The sequence below is a fragment of the Fructilactobacillus sp. X3R2C1 genome, assembly GCF_059901235.1.
In genome coordinates, this window is record NZ_JBWXVA010000030.1 from 1 (window position 1) to 276 (window position 276).

Below are 276 nucleotides of genomic sequence, written 5' to 3' on the forward strand. Positions count from 1 at the left end.
GCCCATCGTAGCGGTAACGCACGAGGGCAGCAGTGCCATCGCTGGTAGACACCTGCTTCAGGCGCCCGAAGTCATCGTACTCGAGCCGGCGTCCCCACTCATCGTTGGTCTGGTTGCCGTCATCGTCATAATAGATCGCCTGCGCTACCGGGTAATCCGGCTGCAGTGAATGAGTCAGCTCGCGCAACTGGAACATGTCGTGGACGTTGGCTGTGCTTGCATTGCCATAGCTGAAGCGGGCTTGGTCGTCTCTGCCGTCACTGAACATGGTGTTGC

The 276-nt window shown here is 59.1% G+C and carries 1 protein-coding gene; it reads right to left on the reverse strand.

The window, feature by feature from the left end:
• On the reverse strand, nt 1–276 hold a 276-nt coding region (locus tag AC6UDB_RS07035), incomplete at both ends, for a hypothetical protein (RefSeq protein WP_500709549.1).